General features: G+C 55.9%; 14 protein-coding genes and 1 pseudogene. 3 read left to right on the top strand and 12 right to left on the bottom strand.

The window, feature by feature from the left end; all coding sequences use genetic code 11:
* The first annotated feature begins 7 nt into the window (after window positions 1-7).
* Complete coding sequence (gene gcvP, locus OU789_RS11180) at window positions 8-2,872, top strand: aminomethyl-transferring glycine dehydrogenase (RefSeq protein WP_274655686.1); 2,865 nt, start codon at window positions 8-10, stop codon at window positions 2,870-2,872.
* Here gcvP and OU789_RS11175 read toward each other — a convergent pair whose 3' ends face one another.
* From OU789_RS11175 to OU789_RS11130, 10 genes and pseudogenes are all read right to left on the bottom strand, one after another.
* Complete coding sequence (locus OU789_RS11175; RefSeq protein ID WP_274655685.1) at window positions 2,873-3,859, bottom strand: NAD(P)-dependent oxidoreductase; 987 nt, start codon at window positions 3,857-3,859, stop codon at window positions 2,873-2,875.
* A 10-nt stretch (window positions 3,860-3,869) separates the two neighbouring features.
* Complete coding sequence (locus OU789_RS11170; protein ID WP_274655684.1) at window positions 3,870-4,853, bottom strand: glycosyl transferase family protein; 984 nt, start codon at window positions 4,851-4,853, stop codon at window positions 3,870-3,872.
* Window positions 4,850-7,456 carry a nitrate reductase gene (locus OU789_RS11165; RefSeq protein ID WP_274655683.1) on the bottom strand — a complete coding sequence of 869 codons (2,607 nt, stop codon included), beginning with the start codon at window positions 7,454-7,456 and terminating at the stop codon, window positions 4,850-4,852. The genes OU789_RS11170 and OU789_RS11165 overlap by 4 nt, the downstream gene beginning before the upstream one ends.
* The gene (nirD, locus tag OU789_RS11160; RefSeq protein ID WP_263952391.1) at window positions 7,453-7,788 is read right to left on the bottom strand and encodes a nitrite reductase small subunit NirD; all 336 of its coding nucleotides are present in this window, start codon (window positions 7,786-7,788) and stop codon (window positions 7,453-7,455) included. The genes OU789_RS11165 and nirD overlap by 4 nt, the downstream gene beginning before the upstream one ends.
* The gene (gene nirB, locus OU789_RS11155) at window positions 7,785-10,235 is read right to left on the bottom strand and encodes a nitrite reductase large subunit NirB (RefSeq protein ID WP_263952392.1); all 2,451 of its coding nucleotides are present in this window, start codon (window positions 10,233-10,235) and stop codon (window positions 7,785-7,787) included. Before nirB ends, nirD begins: the two co-directional genes overlap by 4 nt.
* Window positions 10,235-11,905, bottom strand: coding sequence for an ABC transporter ATP-binding protein (locus tag OU789_RS11150; protein ID WP_274655682.1), 1,671 nt, complete (start codon window positions 11,903-11,905; stop codon window positions 10,235-10,237). The genes nirB and OU789_RS11150 overlap by 1 nt, the downstream gene beginning before the upstream one ends.
* Before the next feature lie 5 nt (window positions 11,906-11,910).
* A pseudogene (locus OU789_RS11145) lies at window positions 11,911-12,992 on the bottom strand (ABC transporter permease).
* A 76-nt stretch (window positions 12,993-13,068) separates the two neighbouring features.
* On the bottom strand, window positions 13,069-14,439 hold the full coding sequence (locus OU789_RS11140; protein ID WP_263952395.1) for a CmpA/NrtA family ABC transporter substrate-binding protein: 1,371 nt from the start codon (window positions 14,437-14,439) through the stop codon (window positions 13,069-13,071).
* Between the two features lie 260 nt (window positions 14,440-14,699).
* Window positions 14,700-15,866 carry an ABC transporter substrate-binding protein gene (locus OU789_RS11135; protein WP_274655681.1) on the bottom strand — a complete coding sequence of 389 codons (1,167 nt, stop codon included), beginning with the start codon at window positions 15,864-15,866 and terminating at the stop codon, window positions 14,700-14,702.
* Window positions 15,863-16,447, bottom strand: coding sequence for an ANTAR domain-containing response regulator (locus tag OU789_RS11130; RefSeq protein WP_263952397.1), 585 nt, complete (start codon window positions 16,445-16,447; stop codon window positions 15,863-15,865). The genes OU789_RS11135 and OU789_RS11130 overlap by 4 nt, the downstream gene beginning before the upstream one ends.
* 275 nt (window positions 16,448-16,722) lie before the next feature.
* Here OU789_RS11130 and OU789_RS11125 point away from each other — a divergent pair, with 275 nt between their 5' ends.
* Window positions 16,723-17,079: a BrnA antitoxin family protein gene (locus OU789_RS11125; protein ID WP_263952398.1), complete on the top strand. Its 357-nt coding sequence runs from the start codon at window positions 16,723-16,725 to the stop codon at window positions 17,077-17,079.
* Window positions 17,080-17,828: 749 nt separating this feature from the next.
* The gene (locus OU789_RS11120) at window positions 17,829-18,443 is read left to right on the top strand and encodes a DUF6854 domain-containing protein (protein ID WP_274655680.1); all 615 of its coding nucleotides are present in this window, start codon (window positions 17,829-17,831) and stop codon (window positions 18,441-18,443) included.
* Window positions 18,444-18,521: 78 nt separating this feature from the next.
* Here OU789_RS11120 and OU789_RS11115 read toward each other — a convergent pair whose 3' ends face one another.
* Together OU789_RS11115 and OU789_RS11110 are read right to left on the bottom strand one after the other, a co-directional pair.
* Window positions 18,522-19,244 carry a DUF4145 domain-containing protein gene (locus OU789_RS11115; RefSeq protein WP_274655679.1) on the bottom strand — a complete coding sequence of 241 codons (723 nt, stop codon included), beginning with the start codon at window positions 19,242-19,244 and terminating at the stop codon, window positions 18,522-18,524.
* Window positions 19,234-19,785 (bottom strand): hypothetical protein, encoded by a 552-nt coding sequence (locus OU789_RS11110; protein ID WP_274655678.1) that lies wholly within the window; start codon window positions 19,783-19,785, stop codon window positions 19,234-19,236. Before OU789_RS11110 ends, OU789_RS11115 begins: the two co-directional genes overlap by 11 nt.
* Between the last annotated feature and the right edge of the window lie 15 nt (window positions 19,786-19,800).

Below are 19,800 nucleotides of genomic sequence, written 5' to 3'. Positions count from 1 at the left end.
ACACAAAATGCCCTATCAGACCACTGGTTATAACACCTATGATTTCGCAAACCGCCGCCATATCGGCCCGTCGCCAGATGAAATGGCCGAGATGCTCAAAGCAATCGGCTACGCGTCGCTCGATGAGCTGATTGACGACACAGTTCCGGGCAGTATCCGTCAGGCCGAAGCCCTGCCTTGGGCGCCAATGACGGAGCATGCGCTTTTGGAAAAAATGCGCAAGGTGGCCAAGAAAAACAAGGTGATGACCAGCCTGATCGGGCAGGGGTACTATGGCTGTGTGACCCCGCCGGCAATCCAGCGAAATATTCTGGAAAATCCAGCGTGGTATACGGCCTATACGCCCTACCAACCCGAAATCGCGCAGGGGCGTCTTGAGGCGCTGCTGAACTTCCAGACTATGGTAAGCGACCTGACCGGCCTTCCTGTTGCCAACGCATCTCTGCTGGATGAGGCAACCGCTTGTGCCGAGGCAATGGCAATGGCGCTACGTGGGTCGAAATCCAAGGCAAAGGCGTTCTTTATCGACGAGAATTGCCACCCGCAGAATATCGCGGTTATGCAAACGCGGGCGGCACCATTAGGTATCGAAGTCATCGTTGGCAATCCCGATGATCTCGTTGCCGAAGACGTATTCGGCGCGATCTTCCAATATCCTGGAACCTACGGCGAAATCCGCGATTTTGCGGCTGAGGTGGAGGCGCTTCATACCGCCAAAGCCAGCGCGATTATGGCGACTGATCTACTCGCCCTGACAATGCTCAAAGAACCGGGTGCGATTGGTGTTGATATTGCCGTTGGCTCTGCGCAACGCTTCGGTGTTCCGCTTGGTTTCGGTGGCCCGCACGCTGCGTTTATGGCCTGTGCTGACAACTATAAGCGCACTATGCCTGGTCGGATTGTCGGTGTGTCTGTGGATGCGCAGGGCGGCAAGGCCTATCGCCTGTCGCTGCAAACGCGCGAGCAGCACATCCGTCGCGAAAAAGCCACCTCCAACGTTTGTACCGCGCAAGCGCTGTTGGCCGTGATGGCGAGCTTCTTTGCTGTGTTCCATGGGCCGAAGGGTCTGAAATCCATCGCGGAAATGGTGCATTTCAACACGGTCGCGCTGGCAAACGGGCTGCGTGATGGTGGCTTTGAGGTCGAGACAGAGGCGTTCTTTGACACGATCACAGTCGAAGTTGGCGCGTTCCAGAAAGCGATCCTTAAAAACGCCGAAGCCGAGGGCATCAACCTGCGCGCTGTTGGTGACACCCGCGTTGGCATTTCGGTTGACGAGACGGTCGATGCGGCCTTGATCGAAGCGGTTTGGCGCGCCTTTGGTGTGAATAAATCCGCGCATGAATGGCTTGCGGATACCCCCGAAAGCCTTGAGCAAAGCTTCCCAGCTTCCTTCCTGCGTGAGAGCGATTACCTCACGCACCCGATCTTTCACATGAACCGCGCCGAAGCCGAGATGATGCGCTATATGCGCCGCTTGGCAGACCGCGATTTGGCGCTGGATCGGGCGATGATCCCTCTTGGCTCATGCACAATGAAGCTCAACGCAGCCGTTGAAATGATGCCGATTACATGGCCCGAATTCAACACAGTGCACCCCTTCGCGCCCAAAGATCAGACCGCTGGATATGCAGAGATGATCGAAGACCTTTCCGCGCGCCTCTGCGAGATTACGGGCTATGACGCAATGTCGATGCAGCCCAACTCCGGTGCGCAGGGTGAATATGCGGGGCTTTTGACGATTGCCGCTTATCATCGCTCTCGTGGCGAGGGCCACCGCGACGTCTGCCTCATTCCGGTTTCGGCTCACGGCACAAACCCAGCCTCGGCACAGATGTGCGGCATGAAGGTTGTTGTGGTGAAATCTGCAGAGAATGGTGACATCGACGTGGAAGATTTCCGCGCCAAGGCCGAAGCTGCGGGCGAAAACCTCGCGGCCTGCATGATCACTTATCCGTCGACCCACGGCGTGTTTGAGAAAACCGTCAAGGAAGTCTGCGAGATCACCCATGATTTCGGTGGGCAGGTTTATATCGACGGGGCGAACCTCAACGCGATGGTTGGGCTTTCTCAGCCGGGCAAACTGGGCGGCGATGTGAGCCACCTGAACCTGCACAAAACCTTCTGCATCCCCCATGGCGGCGGCGGTCCGGGCATGGGGCCAATCGGTGTGCGCGCGCACCTTGCGCCGTTTCTACCTGGGCACCCCGAGACTGGCGGAGAAGAGGGGCCGGTTTCTGCGGCACCTTATGGTAGCGCGTCGATCTTGCCGATCAGTTGGGCTTACTGCCTGATGATGGGCGGCGAAGGGATTACGCAGGCAACCAAGGTTGCGATCCTAAACGCAAACTACATCAAAGCGCGGCTCTCTGGTGCGTATGACGTGCTGTTCACTGGTAAAGGCGGCAATGTTGCGCATGAGTGCATCCTTGATACACGCCCATTTGCCGAAAGTGCGCATGTAACCGTAGATGATATCGCCAAGCGTCTGATGGACAGCGGCTTCCACGCGCCGACCATGAGCTGGCCGGTTGCCGGCACCCTGATGATCGAGCCGACGGAGTCTGAAACCAAGGCCGAGCTTGATCGTTTCATCGACGCGATGTTGTCGATCCGCTCCGAAATTGCAGCGATTGAAAGCGGCGAAATGGACGCGGAGAACAATCCGCTGAAACATGCGCCGCATACGGTTGCGTCGCTTGTTGGTGAATGGGATCGCCCCTATAGCCGCGAGCAGGGATGCTTCCCTCCTGGCTCCTTCAAGGTTGATAAGTACTGGCCGCCCGTTGGCCGTGTAGACAACGTCTTTGGCGACAGAAACCTTGTCTGCACTTGCCCGCCACTTGAGGAATACCTCGACGCGGCAGAGTAATTACCCGCTCGGGAACACACCCGCGACGGTTTCAAAACGGATATTGGCGGCGGAACATTCTGCCGCCAATTCTTTGCAGAACGTAGAGGCTTCGGTGTCTGCGTTGGTCAGCCAGACAACGCGCTTCCCGGCCTGTGCGGAGTCAAAAAGCTGTTGAAAAACCTCATTACTTTCAATGGTTTCAACGCGTTCGGCGTCCCTGCGGGCAAGCTCAAGAACGGTCATGTCTTTTAGGGGGGCGAAATAGATCGCGTCGGCTTCCTGCATCCGCTTTACCGCACGCAAAGTCATCATATCACGGGTGTCTGCGCCTGTTGAAACAACGCAAACACCCGGCAAGTCTTCGGTTGGTGCGCCGCCGTTTGCGATAGCCTCCTTGATCGCAAGGGCTGCGGGGCGCTCGCGCCCCGAGGTGAAATCTGCGCGAGGGCTTGCGGAAAACACCCATCGCCACAGATCGCGTCGCTTGATTGGGCCAAGGTTTTGTTCCGCGCTATTGCGAAGCCGCCCAGCAAGGGCCGCAAGCCCGCCGAGGTTTGGCTCTAGAATTTCTTCCATCCGCGTTTTGATCTGGCGGGCCAGAACCGGCGCCGTTCCTTCGGTGCCGATGGCTACTACAACGGGGTCACGGTCCACGATCGAGGGGGTGAAAGCATCGCACAGGTCGGGCTGATCCACCACGTTCACGGTGGCGCCAACGGATTTGGCAACGCCATGAATATTGGCGTCGGTTTCTTCGTCTCCTGTCGCGACAAACACAAGCGCGGACCCTGCGAAGATCTCGGGTGTGATTTCGCCTGTTATGCGCTCTGCGCGGCCTTCGTCGATGATGTCGGCAAGCTCGGCGTCGATCTCGCCCGTATGAACGATCACGATCTGGGCCTCTGTCTTAAGGGCAAGGCGGCATTTCTGTGCGGCCTGCTCGCCACCGCCGACAATCACAATGCGGCGGCCGGTCATTTTGAGGAACATCGGGAAGGTTTTCACGGGGTGTCCTTTATGTGGTGCTGTGTCGTGCGGCCCAAAGTGCGCGCGCCTGTTCGTCGGCGGCTTCTATGCTGTCGGCCTGCCTTGTGGTCAAGAGCGCAAGCCCTGCTGTGCCTATCACAACGGCTTCTGCAAACTCGTCCGAATGCGTTCCATTCCAGAGGTTTGCAAGGTCTTCGGGTTGGGATTCTTTCGTAGCGAGGCGGCGCGTTTCATCAAGAAGCGCGGGCGCGGTGCCTGTCCAAGGGCTTGTGTCGCGTAGGCCAAATCCGGCGATGTCTTTGGAGGGATGGCGCTCAAACTCGCCGCCGCCGCCTTTGATAACCGTCAGCCGCGCAAGTCCGAGAAGCGCGCCGGCGTCGGCCTGTAGCTCGCGATAAGACGGATGAAATACGCCCTGAACCGAAGCGGGCGCGAGCGAGGGGTTAAAGACCCGCAACGTGGTATTCACCGCCGAGCGTAGACCCAGCACATCGCGCAATTTTAGAATGCGGAAGGCATCTGGCGCGATTTCCTCAAGCGGGACATAGGCGATACCGCCGTTCTCGAGCGCTTTTGTTGCGGCCTCGGCTGTTTTTGCAACGGGGATTTCAACTGCTGTAAGCTGATCGCGAACCGAGGCAACAGGATTTTGGTGCGAGTTCCAACCGTGTAGCAAAACAGGTGTCCCGCTTGCGGCAATGAGCTTGGCTGACAGCAGGTAAAACGGAAGCCCGCGCGTACGCCCTGCGGCATAGGTGGGCCAATCAAGCCCAGCGGGGACATTCGTCCAACCCGCATCGACATGTGCACGAAGCGCTCGCACAAAACCTGCGATTTCAGGGGCAATCTCGCCACGGAACCGCATAAGCATCAAGAGCGCGCCAACCGCCTCTGGTGCTGCATCGCCTTGCAAAATGAGGGTGAACGCCTCAAATGCTTCTTCTTCGGTAAGTGATCTTGAACGCCCCGGTCCCCGCCCAAGAATTCGGACATAGGGAGCAAGTTTGTTCATTCGGCAGCCACTTTCATTGAAGGTATATCTTTCAGTAATGCCTGAAGTTCCGGCTTGCAAGAGCCGCAGTTGGTTCCCGCGCCTGTGCATTCGCCAAGAGCTTCGACCGTGCGCGCCCCATCGGAAATCGCCGCTTTGAGGGTGTTGATACCGACGTTCATGCAGGAACAGACCGTGGCGCCGGGGTCTGGTTGATCAGCCCCAGGGACTCCGGCAAGCACGTGCGCCGATGCCTCACTCCCAATCAGGTCACATACATAGCCACGCGCAACGGCAACTGGTGTGCGGGCGGCGAAATAGACACCGCGAAGGCGGCTATCCTCAAAGATCGCAACGCGGGCAATCCCGTTTTGTGCGTCCTCCAGCATCACGGCTTCACCGCCATCAAGGCCAAGTGTTTCGCGTGCTTCTTTTCCCCAATCCTTCGGCGCGCGCTGTCCTGAAATTTCGGCTTTCCATCCCGTTGTGGTTTTGGATTTTGCTACATAGCGGCGGGCGCTTTCAATCTGCTGATCGCTTGCGGCGAAGGCATAGAACGCGGCCTCGAATGGTGCGACGGTTACGTTTGCCCCTTTGAGTGCGGGTTGGCCTGACACGGGATCGGTCACGGGTGCAACAGCGTGGTTCACGCGGCCAGAGGCAGCAAATTGCGCGGTCCAATGCATTGGAACAAATATGGTGCCAGCCTGTACTTTGCTGGTAATCATAGCCCGCACAACAGCGCTACCATGTTCGCCCGAGATACGCAGCAGGGTCGCGTCTTTGATACCAAGGCGCAGCGCGTCAGTTGGGTTGATTTCGGCGAAAGGTTCGGCGAGGTGCTGGTTTAGGCGCGGCGCGCGCGCCGTGCGGGTCATCGTGTGCCACTGATCGCGGATACGACCTGTGTTGAGGCGGAAAGTTTCGCCGTTTTCAGCATGTTTCGGCGGTTTTACGGGAAGCATTTTCGCCTTGCTGTCCGCATGGAAAAAGCCGCCATCTGCGAAGAAGCGCTCGGTTTTAGATCCATTGGCGCGGATTGGCCATTGGGTTGGTTTGAGCACGTCATAGTCGGCCTCATCCAAGCCAGCGAGGCCGCTGATGTCGAAATCCTTGCCGAACTTTGCGGTTGCTTCGGAAAGGGCGGCGTATTCGGCGAAGACCTCGGCAGGAGAGGTAAACTCAAAGGCTTCCCCGAACCCCATTTTTTGCGCCACGTCGCAGATAATTTGCCAATCAGGGCGCGTTTCACCAGGGAGGGGTAGGAACGCGCGTTGGCGGCTGATGCGGCGTTCGGAATTGGTTACTGTGCCCGATTTCTCGCCCCAGCCCGCAGCGGGGAGCAACACATCGGCAAGCGCGCCAGTGTCTGTGTCTTTTAGGATGTCGGAAACAACGGTGAACGGTACGTTTTCAATGGCCTGCGCTACGTTTGCGGCGTCTGGCATTGATACGGCAGGGTTTGTAGACATGACCCAGAGCGCTTTGATCTTGCCATCTGCACAGGCTTGGAAAAGGTCTACTGCCTTGAGGCCTGCGTGATCAGCGATAACTGGGGCGTTCCATGCGGTTTGAACTGTATCGCGGTGGTCTGGGTTTTCCAGATCAAGGTGGTTGGCCAGCATATTCGCCAACCCGCCGACCTCGCGCCCGCCCATGGCGTTTGGCTGTCCAGTGACGGAAAACGGCCCCATCCCTGCGCGGCCGATACGTCCCGTTGCAAGATGGCAATTGAGGATCGCGTTGACTTTGTCGGTGCCGACGGCGGATTGGTTCACGCCTTGGGAATAAATGGTGACCACGCGCTCTGTGTTGATCCAGAGGTTGGTGAAATCTTCGATCTCGGCGGCGCTTAGTCCGGTGCTGCTTACGTCGCTGTCTTGTGCGGCGGCGAGTGCATCGGCAAAGCCATTCACGTGTTTGGCGACATAGTCGTCGTCAACCGCGCCGCGCGATGCGATTTCGGCGAGCAGGTGATTAAACAGGGCCGTGTCGCTATCGGCGTTGATGGCAAGGTGAAGATCAGCGAGGTCGCTTGTCGCTGTGACACGCGGATCAATGTTGACCACGCGCATGTCCGGGCGCGCTTGCTTGGCCGCCACGAGGCGTTGGAACAGGATCGGATGGCACCACGCGAGGTTGGAGCCAACGAGGACAACGAGGTCGGCCTCCTCAAAATCCTCATAGGTGCCGGGAACTGTGTCTGTGCCAAATGCGCGCTTGTGGCCCGCCACGGAGCTGGCCATGCAAAGGCGCGAGTTGGTGTCTATGTTGGCGCTGCCGATGAAACCTTTCATCAGCTTGTTGGCCACATAGTAATCTTCGGTCAGGAGCTGGCCGGAAACATAGAAAGCAACGCTGTCTGGGCCGTGTTCCTTGATTGCCGCGCTGAACTTCTCCGCGACGAGGGCTGTTGCCTCCTCCCAGCTTGCGCGTTGCTTATTGATCATCGGCGCGAGCAAGCGCCCTTCGAGCGTGATGGTTTCGCCCAGTGCCGAGCCTTTGGAGCACAACCGCCCGAAATTGGACGGGTGGTCCGGATCGCCCTTGATGGTGCCGTCAGCGCTCGCAAGAACGCCACAGCCAACACCGCAATAGGGGCAGGTTGTGCAGGTCATGCTCATGCGGCGGACCGTGCGGAAAGGCGGTTCACGTCAAGCAGGATACGCCCGTCCCGCACGTCGATGTCATAGGTTGCAACCTGTCCTTCGTCGGCTCCCTGTGCTTGGCCGGTGTTCATGTCAAACACCCAGTTGTGCAATGGGCAGGTAACGGACTCGCCATGCACGATCCCTTCGCTCAGCGGCCCCTTTTTGTGGGGGCAGGTGTCGTCCATGGCAAATACGCGGTCCTCTGCGGTGCGGAACACCGCGACGCATCCAAGCTGTGTTTTTACAAGGCGCGCCCCGCGTTGGGGGATGTCGTCAAGCGCGCCGATATCAATCCAGTCACTCATTCTGCGGCCTCCAAGCTCAGGTCAGCCATCGGCTGCCATTTTTTGCGGTTGTATTCGGGGGTGGCCTGTTCGGCCCATGGGTCTTTGCGATAGATGGTCTGTGAAAGCTCGAAGCGCTCCACCAATTCGGCGCGTTGGGCGAGGTCATCAACGATCTGTTCCTTGACCCAATCCAACCCGACCTTGGCGACCCATTTGTAAGCGCGATCAAGGTATTTCGCGTTTTCGCGGTAGATCTGCATGAACGCAGTCGTGAGGGCGATGGCTTCTTCTTCGGTTGCGACTTTGGCAAGCAATTCGGTTTCCCGAACGTCCATACCCGCAGCACCACCAACAGAAACCTCGTAACCCGAGTCGACACAGACGATGCCGATGTCCTTACAGGTGGCTTCCGCGCAGTTACGCGGGCAGCCCGACACGCCCAGTTTGACTTTATGCGGTGTCCAAGATCCCCAGAGGAGCTTTTCGAGTTTGATGCCCAGACCCGTTGAATCCTGCGTTCCGAAACGGCAGTGATCCTTGCCTACACATGTTTTGACCGTGCGCAGACCTTTGGAATAGGCGTGGCCCGATACCATACCCGCTTGGTTCAAATCGTACCACATGGCGGGAAGGTCTTCTTTCTTCACGCCCAGAAGGTCGATCCGCTGCCCGCCAGTTACCTTAACGGTCGGAACGTTGTATTTGTCGGCGGCATCCGCAATGGCGCGCAGCTCGTCGGGCGTAGTGATCCCGCCCCACATGCGCGGCACAACCGAATAGGTACCGTCTTTCTGGATGTTGGCGTGGTTGCGCTCGTTTACAAAACGGCTCTGTGGATCGTCCTGATATTCAAGCGGCCAATCAGCGAGCAAATAGAAGTTGAGCGCAGGGCGGCAAGAATGACAGCCGCAGCTTGTTTTCCAGCCACATTCCTGCATGACCGCGGCCATGGATTTCAACTCTTGCGATTTGATCATCCGGCGCACGTCTTCATGGCTCAGGTCTGTGCAGTTGCACATACCTTGAGCGGCGGGAATAACGAAATCATCGCCCAGCGTTACCCCAAGAACCTGCTCGACCAGACCGGTGCATGTCCCGCAGGAGCCGGAGGCCTTGGTAACCGCACGTACGGCGGCGAGGTCTGTTGCCCCGTCGTTGATCGCAGAAACAATCTCGCCTTTGGAAATGCCGTTACAACCACAGATTTCTGCATCATCTGGTAAGGCTGCAACGGCCGCCATAGGGTCCAGGGGGGCACCCCCCTGAAAGGCAGGTCCAAAGATCAGGGTCTCGCGCATTTCGCTGATGTCTTCGCCGGATTTGATCATTCCGAAGAACCAGTTGCTGTCGGCGGTATCGCCATACATCACGGCGCCGACGATCTTGTTGTCTTCGAGTACGAGGCGTTTGTAGACCCCACGCGCCGGATCGCGGAACACGATATCTTCGCGGGTGTCGCCCTCTGCGAAATCACCAGCAGAGAAGAGATCACAGCCCGTTACTTTGAGCTTGGTTGAAATCTCGCGCTGAACGAATGTTGCCTCTTCACCGATCAAGGTTTTGGCAACAACTTTGGCTTGATCATAGAGCGGAGCAACGAGGCCAAAGATATTGCCGTCGTGTTCCACGCATTCGCCCACGGCGAGAATGTTCTCGTCCGAGGTAATCATTTGATCGTCAACATGGATGCCGCGCCCAACGGAGAGGCCAGCATCGCCAGCAAGGGCCACATTCGGGCGGATGCCCACGGCCATCACAAGTAGGTCGCAGGGCAGTTCAGTGCCGTCATCCAACATAAGCGCTTTGACATGGCCGTCTTCGCCAACGATCTCTTTGGAGTTGGCCGAGCACATTACTTTGATGCCCTTGTCGAGCAACGCCTTGCGCAGAAGGTATCCTGCAGCTTCGTCAAGCTGGCGCTCCATCAGGTGGCCCATGATATGCACCACTGTCACGTCAACGCCGCGCAGCTTAAGCCCAGCCGCAGCTTCAAGACCAAGCAAACCACCACCGATCACAACCGCTTTCGCATCCGGCTTCTCGCCGAGGGCAATCATGCGGTTGGTGTCTTCAAGGTCACGATAGGCGATTACGCCCTCAAGATCGTGGCCGGGGAGCGGAATGATGAATGGGTTGGACCCTGTACCAAAGAGAAGCTTGTCATAAGGCACTTCGTCGCCATTTTCGGCGATCACGACTTTGCGCTCGCGGTCTACTTTGGCGACCTTTTCGCCGAAGCGGCATGTTACACCGTTTTCTTCATACCAATCGGAGGTGTGGATGATGATGTCGTCAAACTTCTTATCACCTGACAGAACCGGAGAAAGCATGATGCGGTCATAGTTGCCGCGAGGCTCTGCGTTGAAAAGGGTCACGTCATAGGCATCGGGCGCCTGCTTGAGCAGTTCTTCGAGCGCGCGGCCCGAGGCCATGCCAGCGCCGATAATTACCAGTTTCTCGGTCATTATGCGGCCTCCTCTTTCTTGGATTTGGGGTTTTTGCCGTGTTCGTATTCCTCAAGGAAATCGAGAACCTCGGCGCGGAATTTGTAATAATCCGGATGCTCCAGGAGCGCTTTACGGGTGCGCGGGCGGGGCAGGTCCACATCAACGATCTTGCCGATTGTGGCTTGTGGTCCGTTGGTCATCATCACAACGCGATCCGCCAGAAGGATGGCTTCGTCCACGTCGTGGGTCACGCAGATCGCGGTGACTTTCGTGCGGCTCCAGACTTCCATGAGAACTTCCTGAAGCTCCCAGCGGGTGAGGCTGTCGAGCATGCCGAATGGTTCATCAAGCAAGAGGAGTTTGGGCGAGAGCGCAAAGGCGCGGGCAATCCCGACACGCTGTTTCATGCCGTTGGACATGGAGTTCGCCATTTTGTCCATGGAGTCCGCAAGGCCAACGCGCTCAAGGTAGTATTCGACCACATCCTGACGCTCGGCCATAGAAGCAGTAGGATAGACCTTGTCGACGCCGATCGACACGTTTTCTTTGGCGGTGAGCCACGGGAAGAGGTTGGGCGATTGGAACACAACCGCGCGCTCGGGGTCTGCGCCTTGTACGTGGCGACCATCAAGGCGGATACCACCTTTGGAAATTTCGTTAAGGCCCGCCGCCATGGTCAGCACGGTGGATTTACCACAGCCCGAATGCCCGATCAGTGAGATGAACTCGCCACGGTCAATCTTGAGGTTGAAATCTTCAACCACAGTCAGCGGACCTTTCGGCGTTGGGTAAACCTTGTGAAGCTGCGAAAAATCGAGGAAGCGCTCGTCGATCAGCCCTTCTTGTGCTTTGGCAACCGCAGCAGGAACACCGTGGATTGGCGTTACATTTGGCAAGTTGCGGGTCTCTTCGACCTTTGCGGCGATGCCCACATCCATGAGGTACTTCGTGACCTCGGCGCGGAGCTTTTTAAACGACGCATCGTCATTCATCGCCATCCGGTCGCGGGGACGAGGGATGCTGACCTTGAACTCCTTGGTGATGGTGCCATCAGGGTTCAGGGCGATGATCCGGTCCGCCATAATGATGGCTTCGTCCACATCATTGGTGACGAGGATCACAGTCTTTTGGTCCGCATTCCAGATGTCGAGGATCTCGTCGGCCAGATTGGCGCGAGAAAGGGCGTCGAGGGCGGAAAGCGGCTCGTCCAGAAGCAGCATCTCTGGGCTCATCGCAAGCGCGCGCGCCACAGAAACCCGCTGACGCATGCCGCCAGAAAGCTCCGCAGGGCGGCGGTCTGCCGCGTGGGAGAGGCCAACCATAGCGATATACTTCGCCACCAGTTCGGCGCGCTCTTCCTTGGATTTCTCCTTGAAGACACTGTCAACGGCGAGAGCGATGTTTCCCTTAACTGTCAGCCACGGCATCAAAGAGTAGCTTTGAAAGACCAGCCCGCGTTCAGGGCCAGGACCAGAGATTTCAGCGCCTTTGTATAGCACTTCGCCCTGATCTGGTTGGTGTAGCCCTGCAACCAAGTTGACGAGGGTGGATTTGCCTGTTCCGGAGAAGCCGAGGATCGCAACGAACTCGCCTTCTTCCACTTTGAGGTTGATGTCGGAGAGGACGGGCGTGTGCTCTGTTCCTTCGCCGAAACCCTTGTAAACGTTATTGAATTCAAGAACTGACATAGGGATCACCGATTAGCCGAGAAGGTAAAGAAGGATTGGATCACATACATCAGGCGGTCGAGCATGAAGCCGATGATGCCGATGGTGAACACAGCAACCATGATCTTGGCGAGGGATTGGCTGGAGCCGTTCTGGAACTCGTCCCAAACGAATTTACCAAGGCCGGGGTTCTGGCGAGCATTTCCGCCGCGATCAGCACCATCCAGCCAACACCGAGCGAGAGGCGCAGACCGGTAAAGATCAGCGGGAGTGCGGAGGGCAGAACCAGCTTGGTGATTTTGGTCCATGTGGAGAGCTTCAGAACCTTGGACACAGAGATCAGATCTTTATCGATGCTTGCCACACCCAAAGACGTGTTGATGAGCGTTGGCCAAAGCGAACAGAGCGTCACTGTGATGGCGGAGTTTAGAAAGCTCTTGGAGAACATTCCGTCGTTCGTGGTGTAAACCGCCGAGACAATCATCGTCACAATTGGGAGCCAAGCGAGAGGAGAAACGGGTTTGAAAATCTGGATCAACGGGTTGATCGCGGCATTGACCGAAGGGGAGAGGCCCGCCGCGATCCCCAGTGGGACAGCAACTGCTGTGGCCAGTAGGAAGCCGAAGAATACGGTCTGGATAGAGGTCCAGATCTGGTCGTAATAGGTTGGTTTGCCGGTATAGGCGCGCTCTTTGATCTTGTCTTCTTTGCCGTCCGCGAGGAGCTTCGCGTTGCGAGCGTCCTGACGCTCATAGAAGGCTTCTTCTTTTTCGCGCTCACGAACGTGATCTGCATGAAGAACGCCAACCTGCTCCCATACCTGTGCAGGGCCGGGAACCGCGCCAAGCGATGTTTGAACCTTAGGTGCCAAAGCGCCCCATGCGGCAAGGAAAAGGAAGATCGAGAGAAGCGGAACACCGAGCAAAAGCCAGATTTGCTTGACCTGAGCGCGAGGGTTGTCGCCGGCGAGCGCTTTCAGGATCGGGGTCATCCATGACATGCCGATAACTTTGAACCAAGTGTCGGCTTTGTTGATACGGGTGAACAAGCGCGCGCGTCTGGCTTCTTTTGCCTCGTTTGCGGCGAATTCGGGATCGACTGTGGTCATCTGACCTTCTCCAATCTGGCGGGGTGTTAAGGGTAGTGGTGACCCCACCCGCATAAGCAGGTGGGGAGTGGGATGTTTAATTTGTGACAATGTCGCTATTGACGGTTTGGTCGCCCTTCAGGCCAATCGGCAGGCTGTCGAGATAGGCGTTCGGAGTACGACCGTCGTATGCGATGCCGTCGATGATATCTTCAGCTGGGGTAACTTCGCGGTAACCGTCTGTATCCCAAGGGAAATCAGCTTCGCTTGCGATGCCTTCTTCAACAAGTAGACGGGCGGCTTCGAGGTAGATTTCCGGCTTGTAAACGCTCTTGGCAGTCTCGTCATACCAAGCGTCTGTTTTGCCTTCAGGAATTTGGCCCCAGCGGCGCATTTGGGTCAGGTACCAAACAGCGTCAGAGTAGTAGGGGTAAGTCGCAAAGTAGCGGAAGAACACGTTGAAATCCGGAACGTCGCGCACATCGCCTTTTTCGTACTCGAACGTGCCGGTCATGGAGGCCGCGATCACGTCATAGTCAGCACCCACATATTCAGAGCGAGAGAGGATTTCTACGGCTTCTGGGCGGTTGGCGTTGTCGTTCTCATCAAGCCACATGGCCGCGCGGATTAGCGCCTTGGTCAGGGCAAGCGTTGTGTTCGGATACTCTTCGGCAAACTCTGCTGTGATGCCGAAAACTTTCTCTGGGTTGTTCTTCCAGATTTCATAGTCGGTCACCACTGGAACGCCGATGCCCTTAAAGACTGCGGCTTGGTTCCAAGGCTCGCCTACGCAATAGCCAAGGATAGTTCCGGCTTCGAGCGTTGCAGGCATTTGTGGAGGAGGTGTTACCGAGAGAAGAACGTCGGCAGCGATCTGACCGGACACGTTCTCTGGGGAATAGTAGCCAGGCTCGATACCACCAGCGGCCAGCCAGTAGCGCAACTCGTAGTTATGTGTGGAAACAGGGAAAACCATGCCCATGTTGAATGGTTTGCCTTCGTCGGCGAATTCTTCAACAACGGGTTTCAGAGCTGACGCAGAAATCGGGTGAACCGGCTTGCCGTCCGCATCTTTGTCGATGTGTGGCAGCATCTTTTCCCAGATTTCATTGGAAACGGTAATGCCGTTGCCGTTCAGGTCCATCGAGAAAGGTGTAATGATATGCGCTTCGGTGCCGTAGCCGATTGTTGCGGCAATGGGCTGACCTGCAAGCATATGAGCGCCGTCAAGCTGGCCGTCGATCACGCGGTCAAGCAGCACTTTCCAGTTCGCCTGCGGCTCTAGCGTTACGTAAAGCCCTTCGTCTTCGAAATAGCCTTGCTCATATGCAATGGCGAGCGGGGCCATATCGGTCAGCTTGATGAACCCGAGTGTGAGTTCGTCTTTTTCAACGTCGAGCATCTCGGCCCACGTTGGAGCGGCAAGTGCAAAGCTCGTCGCCACGGCCATGCTGATTGCGTTTTTCATCGTTCAGTCCCTTTTGTTGCGCCCCCGATGTTCGGTATGGGGCAAAAGAAAAAGCCGCTCGATTCAACTGCACGGGGAGGCGTGCGGTGAATCGAGCGGCTTTGCTCATGTCACCCGATCATTCGGGTGTTTCTGGCTGGGCGTCGTTGCCTAGCGTTAAGGCTTTTATAGAAGGTGCGCCGCAGCGCAGCGAGAGTCGTGGTGGGGCTCTGCGGAGAAAATCAGGGGTTTTCTGCGACTGCACATTTTTTGGGCGGAAATCACCGCGTCAGGTCAAAGATTTCGCCATTAAAGAAGGCATCCGGCCCGAGAATCATCTCGCCGCGGGTGGATGCAACGGCCGTTGGATGAGACAGCGCGCCCTCTAATTTCTCGGAGGCGCCGGGGAGGTCGATGCCGAGTCCGGCGAGGTTTTGGCGATATAGATCGCTGCGGAAACTGGCCTTGCCGACCTCGAGCGCGTGCGGGCGATCCAAGCCATTACGTGCGGCGAGCCGCGTAGCAATCCATGCGGCCTGACTGCGCCACGGGAATGTCGCTGCGGAACTAAAGAAGCGCTGAAACTCCGGAACATGAACGGGCGCACCGTTGTGGCGTGTCACGATCCGGCGGCTAAGGGCGCGGTCTATGATCTGTTCGGAGAGGTTCAGGTACTCCTGCCGTGCAAGGAGGTTTGCGGCCATCATGCGATTGTGATCGTCATGAAGCCACTCTGCCGCATGATAAACGGCACGCATGAGCGCCCGCACAGCGTTGGGGTTTTCATCAACCCAATCGCGCCGCGCGGCGAGGGTTTTTTCGGGTGCGAAACTCCAGATAGAAGAGCCGGGCAGCACCAGTTCGGCATGCCCGTTTTCAACCGCAGACGACCCCCAAGGCTCGCCGACACAGAAAGCATCAATCTCGCCCTTGGCCATGGCCGCGGGCATATGCGGAGGCGGGACAATGCGGATGTCGAGCTCTTCCTCGGGCATGCCAAGGGCGGTCAGCCAATGACGTAAAAGCTCAGTGTGCATGGCGAACGGAAAAGGCGAACCTATCCGCAGCTTTCCGCCCGTAACGGCAAGTAGAAACTCACCTGTCTCGCGCGGTGTCGTGAAGCTTCCGTCCCACCCGATTGCACGCATTTTCCCTGCAATATCAGGGTGAACGCCAATGCTGTTGCCGTTTACGGAGAGGACCATCAGCGTGTCGATCTGAGCGCTAAAACCACCAAGAGACAGCGACATGGCTATCGGCGTTGGTGCCAACATATGCGCGGTGTCGATCTGGCCGAATGCGAGCATGTCCCGAAGCGTGGACCAGCTTGGGTAGCGCGAGAGGCGAAGGTCGATGCCCTCGCTGCGGGCAAAGCCGAACTCGCGCGCCACAACCAGCGGCACACAGTCAACCAAAGGAAGGAAACCGCAGGTGATTGTCGCGTTCATTTCAGAAGCTCCGAAGCCGTGACCAAGGCAGTTGCCACATCGACAACTTTGCGGCCCTGATCCATCGCCGTTTTGCGCAGAAGCGAATAGGCTTCGTCCTCGCTGATGCCTTTGGCGGCGATGAGTAGCCCTTTAGCGCGATCGATGGTTTTTCGGTCGGCGAGAGCGGCTTTGGCGGCGTCGCGTTCATTGCGGATTTTGGCGACCATATTGAAACGCGCGATGGCGGCGTCGATCACAGGTTTGATGCGATTTTTATGTAAACCATCCACCACATAGGCGGAAAGACCGGCCTCTATCGCGGCTTTGGTCAGGTCTGGATCAGAACGGTCAACGAACATTGCGACGGGGCGAGATGCGGCGCCGGATGCAAGGGAAAGCTGCTCTAGAGTGTCGCGGTTCGGGTTGGCGATATCAACAAGAACCACGTCCGGATTGAGTTCGGACAGGCGCTGATTGAGAGAAGTCTCGTCTCCAATAATCGTGATGGAATAGTCGCCTGCATCGCATAACCCATCGACAATCATCCGCGCCCGTTCAGGGTCGGGCTCAAGGATGGTGATGCGAAGCTTGCTGGCCATGAACAGGGTCTAAAGTGGCGCTAATCCCGTGGCCAGAGAGGGCGGAATTTTGCAGGTGCAGCAATGGTGGGCTGCATTCGAATTGGGCGGAATATGCTGCGTATGCACAATAAATGGGCGGCGCGTTAACTGTTCCTGATGAGGCGAAAACGGCAATGTGAAACGCATATGATTTCCATATGTTTTGCATATGCGCGGGATATGCGCACGGTCCGGCGGCTGTCTGTTAACTTTTGAGAGCTAAGTTTGCGAAGTCTTAACCAAGTGGAGGCAGCATGGCCGAGCCGTATAACTTTGACCCAAGCAAGACATTTGAAGCGCCGGAAGGGCGCCGCCGCCGTTCGCGGGGCGAGCATCTTGCGCGGCTATCACTTGAGCGTACCATTGCGCGGCTGGCAACAGAGATGTACCCGTCTTCAACGCGGGAGAGATTTGTGCCGGACGCGTGGGAGGATTTGGCCGATGCCTTCCCCGTTCAACCCCGCCGCGCGCGGGTGACGCTTTTGCTGGAGGAGCCGGTTCTCAAATTTTACCGGTCATATGGCAGCGGCTATCAGCGAATTATTAACGATGTGCTGGCGCTCTATGCGGAGTTACGAATTGCGAAAGTTATTGAGGCGCGGGAGGATTAAGGGCGCTCCATCTCCACCGCGCCGACGCAACAAGTTTAGTTGATGTGCAAAGTCACGCGGCTGCGCATTATGATAAAGATGAGCCTTCGACGGCGCTGTTCGCTTTGGGGCGCTAAATTTGTACAATGAATTGGCAACACTGAAGAAAGGTGTCTGACGCATGAAGCGAATTTTCAATCTGCATCGGTATCACTGGTTAGCCGTCTTGACCTTAAGCGGGGTGTCTTTCGTCGGCTTTGCGTATTCTTCTTACAGCCTCTTCCACCTTTCGATGGCCAATATCGCGTTCCTTCGGAAACATGGCGCCAGCGCAATCATGGAGGGCGCTCTGTTTCAGTTGTTCGAGATTTTTATCGGCGGGTGTTTCGCTCTGGTTTGCTACCTCGGTTTTAAGATTTGTGAAACAGAACTTGTCTCGCGCTATCACCGCTGGGCGGATAGGTGAGGTTTGGGAAGGCTCAGAGCAATTGACGAGCGTTTGTGACGCGTCCGGCCTGACGTGGATATTGCCTTGGGCTGCGAGAAGGGCAGTTTTTTGCGGCGCTGCGAATTGCGCAGGTTAGCGTAGCGCGGGTGAATTGAGGGAAGCGGGCCGTCGAGAAAAGGATTAGCGACTGCGTTTCAATCGAATTTATGTTAGTATCACGAGATCCTGCCCCGTGAGTAATGGCGGCGGGTCCCTTGGGGAAGGTCACGGCAGAATCCGCGTGCGGTTGAAAGCGTAAATTTCAATTAGCCGAGGTATTATCATGACTACTCCACACTATATGATGGTTACAGTAGCCGCTTGCGATCAATCTTTCGTCGGCCAAGCATTAAAGAACCTTTCCCAATTATGCGAAGATTTGAAGAGCGGAGCGGGGGCCGTAACCACCCGATACGGCATTATGGCGACGGGTGAATACACTGGGCAACTGATCCTGTTCCAAACCTATGAAGAGATGAACGGCATCGGCGCCGCCTTTGATGTTTATTCAAATTCGGATGCCTATAAGACGATTGTTGGGAGCGGGCACGTTTCGGTGACGCTGCGCAATGTTATGAAAATCGAAGATGTGGGTTTGCCCAATCCATCAACCGAAGTTCCGGCCTATGGCGTTGTGTCACGTTGGGGAGCGAGCGATCTGAAGCTCGATGCGATCAGGGATCACGTTCCGCATTTTGCCGACAATGGCGCGATGATCTTTCGCTATTGTACAATTCTGACAGGCCTCGCCGCAGGCCGCCGACTTATGGCCGTTGGCTATCCTTCGATGGACTCCATTCAGAAAACGTATGAAAGCCTGCGCAGCAGCAAAGGCTATGCCAAGTTGCTGGAAGAAATTGATCTCGACTGGCGAAATGTCGTCCGCATAGAGGGGTGATTTTGCCGCTACGTTAGTTACGCGCGCGCTTCTTTTCGGGAGGGCGCGTTGTTTGCGAGTGAGGGTTAGGTGCTGACGTTACTGATATGACTGCAATTCTGAGATCAAATTTCTATAATCAACTTTAATATCGTCGATATCCAATTTCTTTGTCTGATATGTTCTACTGTGTGCTGCATTGTCTCCAAGTTTCTTACACGTATCCATCCACTTTCCGGCATTTCTTGAAAGTGGAAAATCCTGTTTGCTGCCAATAGCACCGATCAGATTTGATAACTGCATATAGCCTTTGTCATCCTTGATTTTGGCGCTTTGGCCCTTGGCCTCGTAAGCATCAATAATGAGCACTTCCATCAGTCGTCGCATCATTACTGCGCAAGCATCGTAGCATTCGAACTGATAGGTTCCATTTATTTGCCGCGCCAACGAAATTACGTATTTTCTTGCTGATGTAAAATCAACCAGTTCTAGGATGGTGTCTTCAATTGCAGGTGGAGGGGGGGCGAGTAAATCTGCGTAGGTTTCGTTCAATAGTTGCTGGGTTTTTAATGGGACGGTGACTTTCCCATCCTTACGGCACGAAATGGTGGTGTCTTTCTTTAGTCGGCTTTTTAAGCGAGTACGGTTGAGGGAAGTGCGAATTGAGTGTTCTTCAATGAAATTCGCAATTTCGGGAACAGACGTACTGTCCGCTCCTTCAATGACGGTTTGAAACCATGCGACGGATATGGCCATTTTTGTTTCGGTCAGATTGGTTGCAGCGGCAAGCCGATGAGCGAAGTCTATTGCTTTAAGCGTCATCTTCACTCAGCCAGGCTGTAAAGTCGTCTTTAGCTTTTTGGGTCATTCTGAAGCACACTGGGTTTGATCCGTTTTTGAAGAAACTAGAAGTTTGTTTATTAAGTGATTTCAGGATGTTGGATCTGTCCGCCTTAACTCCCAGCTCAGTCAATACGTTTGCAATGTCAACGGCGCTCAGTTCCCTGTCCAGCGCAAATAACACGCCTTTGTATCTATCAATCGCCGAAGCGTTTGCATTTATTGCTTTACTCATTAACGCGTCAAATTTTGCATGCTCTTTTATGATGTTTGTTAATTCTTGGTAGTCTTTCCCATTTTCGGAAGTTGCCTTGTGCTTAGCCCTCGTTGCTTTGCCCTTTCGAGGCTTCGGCGTAGCAGATGGTTTATCAGTTCCACGAACTTCAATGGGCTGGGGAGGAGGGGTTGAAATAATGGCATCAACATAGGGCTCCCAGTGTTTACTGAGAATTAACTCAACATCTTCAATTTTGCCTTCAAGCTGAATTTCGCTCGTTCCCACTTTGATCTGCAATTTTATCATACTCGATACTCCGTA

Source organism: Halocynthiibacter sp. C4 (assembly GCF_028823805.1).
GTDB classification, from domain to species: domain Bacteria; phylum Pseudomonadota; class Alphaproteobacteria; order Rhodobacterales; family Rhodobacteraceae; genus Falsihalocynthiibacter; species Falsihalocynthiibacter halioticoli.
The sequence above is the reverse complement of the archived record's forward strand: the minus strand, read 5'-3'. Positions and strand labels throughout refer to the sequence as shown.